General features: G+C 30.1%; 6 protein-coding genes. All 6 read left to right on the forward strand.

What is annotated here, in order from left to right:
* Positions 1-521 (forward strand): DUF4367 domain-containing protein (locus ACTHW2_RS10705; RefSeq protein ID WP_442263908.1); only part of this gene is annotated, 521 nt, incomplete at its 5' end.
* A gap of 69 nt (positions 522-590) precedes the next feature.
* A complete protein-coding gene (locus tag ACTHW2_RS10710) occupies positions 591-1,010 on the forward strand; it encodes a hypothetical protein (RefSeq protein ID WP_442263909.1) in 420 nt (139 codons plus the stop codon).
* Positions 1,011-1,036: 26 nt separating this feature from the next.
* The gene (locus tag ACTHW2_RS10715) at positions 1,037-1,963 is read left to right on the forward strand and encodes a hypothetical protein (protein WP_442263910.1); all 927 of its coding nucleotides are present in this window, start codon (positions 1,037-1,039) and stop codon (positions 1,961-1,963) included.
* Positions 1,964-2,054: 91 nt separating this feature from the next.
* The gene (locus ACTHW2_RS10720) at positions 2,055-2,441 is read left to right on the forward strand and encodes a hypothetical protein (protein ID WP_442263911.1); all 387 of its coding nucleotides are present in this window, start codon (positions 2,055-2,057) and stop codon (positions 2,439-2,441) included.
* Positions 2,442-3,539: 1,098 nt separating this feature from the next.
* Complete coding sequence (locus tag ACTHW2_RS10725) at positions 3,540-3,806, forward strand: hypothetical protein (RefSeq protein WP_442263912.1); 267 nt, start codon at positions 3,540-3,542, stop codon at positions 3,804-3,806.
* Positions 3,807-4,772 carry a reverse transcriptase domain-containing protein gene (locus tag ACTHW2_RS10730; protein ID WP_442263913.1) on the forward strand — a complete coding sequence of 322 codons (966 nt, stop codon included), beginning with the start codon at positions 3,807-3,809 and terminating at the stop codon, positions 4,770-4,772.
* Positions 4,773-4,937 lie beyond the last annotated feature (165 nt).

Consider the following 4,937-nt stretch of genomic DNA (forward strand, 5'->3'; position numbering starts at 1 on the left):
AATTTAAAAGTATCATATCTAAAGTGGCTATAATATTTCTTATCTTATTTATATCAATAGCAACACTAACAGTTACTGTAGATGCATTTAGGGTTAAACTTTTTAATACTATAATAAAAAATACTGAAAAATACTTAGATATTGAAGTAAATGAAGAACCAAAATCAGAAATAAATAAGATTGAACAAAATATAGATGAATTTTATGAATTGGAATACATTCCAGGTGGATTTGAGCTAGATTATGTAGAGGATTTAGGGGATACAAAAATAGTAAATTATATTAATAATAAAAATGAAGAAATATTATTTAACCAGTCTCCAAATGGCACCAATTTCCAATTAGATTCTGAAGATGCAGCTATTAGAGAAATAGATATTATTGGAAATGAAGGTATTATTCTTAAAAAAGAAGATAGAACAACTTTATTTTGGAATAATGAAGAATATAGCTTTTATTTATTGTCTACTATAAATGAAAAAGAGTTAATTTCTATGGCGAAAAGTTTAATTAAAAAATAAATTTAAATAAAGTGTAACGAAATCACCCCCTCGATTGTTAATAATAATAGAAGGGGGTGATAGTTTGATATGAAAAAGATATTAAAGGTATTAGGAGTCTTAATAATTGCATTACTAATATTCACAAAACAGGGGCAAGCAGTAGAATTAAATGAGATTGAAAATGTTAGACCTTTATTTACAAATATTAATGTATTTCAAAGTACACTTGATATTTCTTCTAATGGGAAATCATCAAGTACAGTTTACCTTAATGCAAGAAATGTAGATAAGGTAAAAATTATTTCATATTTACAACAATATAAGTCTGGAAGATGGACAACAATCAAAAGCTGGTCAGGATCCAGAAACTCAACTAGTTATGGTTTGGCAAAGAATTGGTATGTAAATAAAGGATATTCTTACAGATTTATTTCTTATGGATATGTTTATAAAGGTAATAGAATAGTCGAGAGTACTAGTCGAATTAGTAGAGTAATAGTTTATTAATTTTAAAATAAAAGGGGGAGTAAAAAATGAAAAAAAGAGGTATTAGCTTATTATTAACTATTTGTATGATAGTTCCATTAGCACTACCATCTACAGCATATGCTCAAGTGAATAGTGAAGAGTTAAAACAAAAAGTTGATAGAATTGAGGAATATGAATATGAATATGAAGAAATACAAGTATTAACATCTGAAAACAATAATAGTAGTGCATTAAACATAGAAAAAATTAGAAGTATCGAAGAAATAAATAAAAAAAACATAGAAATAGCAAAACGAGGAGTAATAGAACTTGACCTAAAATCTAAAAATTTAGAGTTTATAGAGGAAGCTTGCTTAACGGAACTAGAGCAACTAGAAAATGATACAGATGTTGTTTTAAATGAATATACAGTTTTAGTTCCAAAACAGAAAGCGGCGACACCAACATATTTTACTAAATACAAAGGAAGGACATATTATTCTTTAGTAACTAGCAGAAGCAATCAAACAGTCCAAAAACTTAAAGTATCAAATAAAACAAAGATAAACTCATGGCTTAAAAATATAGCTTCAATAGGGATGATGTTCGACAGCTCCTGGGTATCAACAATAAGTGGAACAGTTATGTCCGCATCACTACCTTCAAATTACAGGGTTCATAATTCGGATTGGGCAGATGCTTACATTCAGGTGAATCCGAAGAACAGAGCGATATATGCAAAAAAGAATGGAAAATTTATTAATTTAGTAAACAAAGAATTCGGACCAGTTCGACCGTATGTAGTCTATCACGCAAATGATGCTACAGCGACTAAACCTACAGTTACATCTTGGTATAGTCGTAAAAATTATCCTAATCCAACTCCTGGGAATAGTTCTGATTTACTATATAACGCAAAAGCAATATACGATACTGGGGCTTCTCCTATATCATTTAAGTTAAATAAAATTGTTAGGCTCAGATGGAGATAGGAAAAGTAGATTAATTAAAAATTATCTTTTTTTAGATTAAGAAGGCGGAAAGTGGTGAAAAAACATTATAAAAAAAACATATAAATATATTTTGTTTTTTGCATTGATTGTGATAACAGTATATTTTATAAAAGTTAATAACTCGCCTAAAGACTTTAATGATTTATATCAGTTCAAAATCGACGAAATAATAGGTGGAACTATTTCATATATGGGGGATACTGATTATGAATTTACCTCAGAAGAAATGAAGGATTTTGTGAGTTTGCTTAAAAATAGTGAATACTACAGAGATGGTAAAGTTTCTAATGTAATAGAAGGTTATTTATATTATATTCAACTTAATTTAAAGGGGGATAAATTTATTGATATAGTATTATCTGATCAGGAATGTTTAATTAAATCTGATGTAAAATATAAAATAATTTCAACAAAAAATATAAATGAGTATATAACAAATATGCTACAGGAGAACTAATCAGAAACAAGAAGTAACACATATGAATTTGGAATCAAATTTAAAATCAAAAGTCCAGAAATCAGTAAAAATAGATATGTTCTGGAAATAAAGCATATCATGAGAGTAAAGTAAATAAGAGGAGCTTATATTCCTTCTCTATTACTCTCAGTGGATATTTAAATATGTAAAACAAGAGATTCACTAAAAAGAATTTCTTGTTTTTTATTTTAAAGCTTTTCATAATACTAAATATATTATTATTTACATTTGTTTAGCTGATCTAAGATAAAAGAGAATAAAGTAGTCATATATTATGAAATTTTCCAAAAAGGCATAAGCATTTATGATAAAAGGATGTGTATTTTTTATAGATCCTACTTTTTCATTTAATATTGAGATTTACTCAATCTAGCCTAAATAACTGAAGTCAAAGTGCTAAGTCTAACGATAGAATTGTAGAACATAGAGGTGCTGTCAACTATTCCTCTGACGCAGAAAAAAATAGCTAGACTTAAAAAAGAACTTCGAGATAAAGATGATGCCTTAGACATCTTAAAAAAGGCTATAGGCATACGTGTGTACTGAAGAAATACTTGAGACTAAGTGTTTCGAACTATATAAAAGATGAAGGAGGGCCCTTCGCATTCGCTATGCAGGTAGAGATTGCAAATCACCATAAGGTGCTATGACCAAAAATCATGGTATTGAGCGTTATGGAAAAGGCAAATCAATGATTTTGTCAGATGAGTGTTATGGAGATGAATGAAAATGAACCATTGATGACGCTTCGAAAAGCCCAGATGTTATCAAAACTATGTTTGTATGCTAACATAGGATAAATTTAGAGATGACCTGTTTATTGTCTAAGTGATAACCGGAGTAAAGATGGCATGAACATAACATAGGCTTTTATATAGAACAGTAGAACCTACGACTTTGATGATAAGGGAAAAGCCACAAGTAAAGAACTTACGAGGGTGAAAATACCAATGCAAAGTATAGGGTCGGAACAGTTCGTAGTAGTGATGAAGATGCTGTAATGGGATATGAGCAAAGGGACTGTATCATTCGGTTTTATGGTTTAGTCAACCAAAGTAATCTTGTGGGAGGAACTAAATGATTAAAACAAAGTCATATTATATACCGAAACAGTTAGTTTATGATTCATATAAGATAATAAAAGCAAATAGAGGGTCTGCAGGTATAGATGGGGTTTCTATGGAAATATTCGAAGAAAACCTTAAAGATAATCTATATAAAATATGGAATAGAATGTCATCGGGAACTTATTTTCCACCACCAGTAAAAGCAGTTGAGATACCAAAGAAAGATGGTGGGAAAAGAATTCTTAGAATACCTACAATTGCAGACCGTATAGCATAAATGGTTGTAAAAATTGTATTTGAAAGAAAGGTTGATAAGTATTTCTTAAAAGATTCTTATGGTTATAGACCAAACAAATCTGCTCATGATGCGATTGAAATAACTAGAACAAGATGTTGGAAATATAATTGGGTTCTTGAATATGATATTAAAGGACTATTTGATAATATTGACCATGAACTTTTAATGAAAGCAGTATATAAACACACTGATTGCCCATGGGAAATTTTATACATCAAAAGATGGTTAGTTGCTCCAATTGAATCTAAAGGCAAACTAATAGAAAGAAATAAGGGAGTACCTCAAGGGGGTGTTATTAGCCCCATATTGTCAAATTTATTTCTTCATTACGCAGTAGACCTCTGGTTGCAGAGAGAATTTCAAAATAATGAATGGTGCAGGTACGCAGATGATGGAGTAATCCATTGTAAAAGCGAAAAACAAGGTATTCTCCTCCTTAAAAGGTTGAAATCAAGATTTGAAGAATGTAAACTGGAGCTATATCCTGTAAAAACAAAGTTAGTCTACTGTAAAGATAGCAATAGAAGATTAGACTATGGGGATATTGAATTTACATTTCTAAGTTATACTTTTAGACTAAGAAAAGCAAAAGGTTCTAACGAAAAATCCTTTACTAGCTTTTTACCAGCTATAAGTCAAGAATCGAAAAACAGAATAAAACAAACCATTAGGGGATGGAGACTTTTTTGGATGACTAATAAATCATTAGAAGAAACAGCCAAAGATCTAAACCCTATAATTCGTGGATGGCTAAACTATTACGGTAAATATGGTAGAAAAGAATTAGCTACTACTTTGGAGCATATAAACACACATTTAGCTTTATGGATACAAAGAAAGTATTTAAAATACAAAAACAGACCATTGAAATCTAAAAGCTTTTTAAATAAACTAACAAAATCCAATAAAGATTTATTTGTTCATTGGAAAGTAGGTATAGTCTAAAGACTGAAGGATAAGAGCCGTATGACATGAGAGTGTCACGTGCGGTTTTGTGAGGGGCTAGGGTGCCCTCGGTCTACTCGACTGCACAACGACTAATTGAAGCAATATATCTTGAGCTTGATAAAGCTAGAAAGAAACGTCAAATTTCAGTTAACGGTGTGTCTA

Origin of the sequence: Tissierella sp., assembly GCF_052089545.1 — a bacterium.
Lineage (GTDB): Bacteria > Bacillota > Clostridia > Tissierellales > Tissierellaceae > Tissierella_A.

Bases quoted from the DNA above. Each gene is read 5' to 3' on its own strand.
- ACTHW2_RS10710 (WP_442263909.1), top strand. From the start codon at position 591: ATGAAAAAGATATTAAAGGTATTAGGAGTCTTAATAATTGCATTACTA.
- ACTHW2_RS10715 (WP_442263910.1), top strand. From the start codon at position 1,037: ATGAAAAAAAGAGGTATTAGCTTATTATTAACTATTTGTATGATAGTT.
- ACTHW2_RS10725 (WP_442263912.1), top strand. From the start codon at position 3,540: ATGATTAAAACAAAGTCATATTATATACCGAAACAGTTAGTTTATGAT.
- ACTHW2_RS10730 (WP_442263913.1), top strand. From the start codon at position 3,807: ATGGTTGTAAAAATTGTATTTGAAAGAAAGGTTGATAAGTATTTCTTA.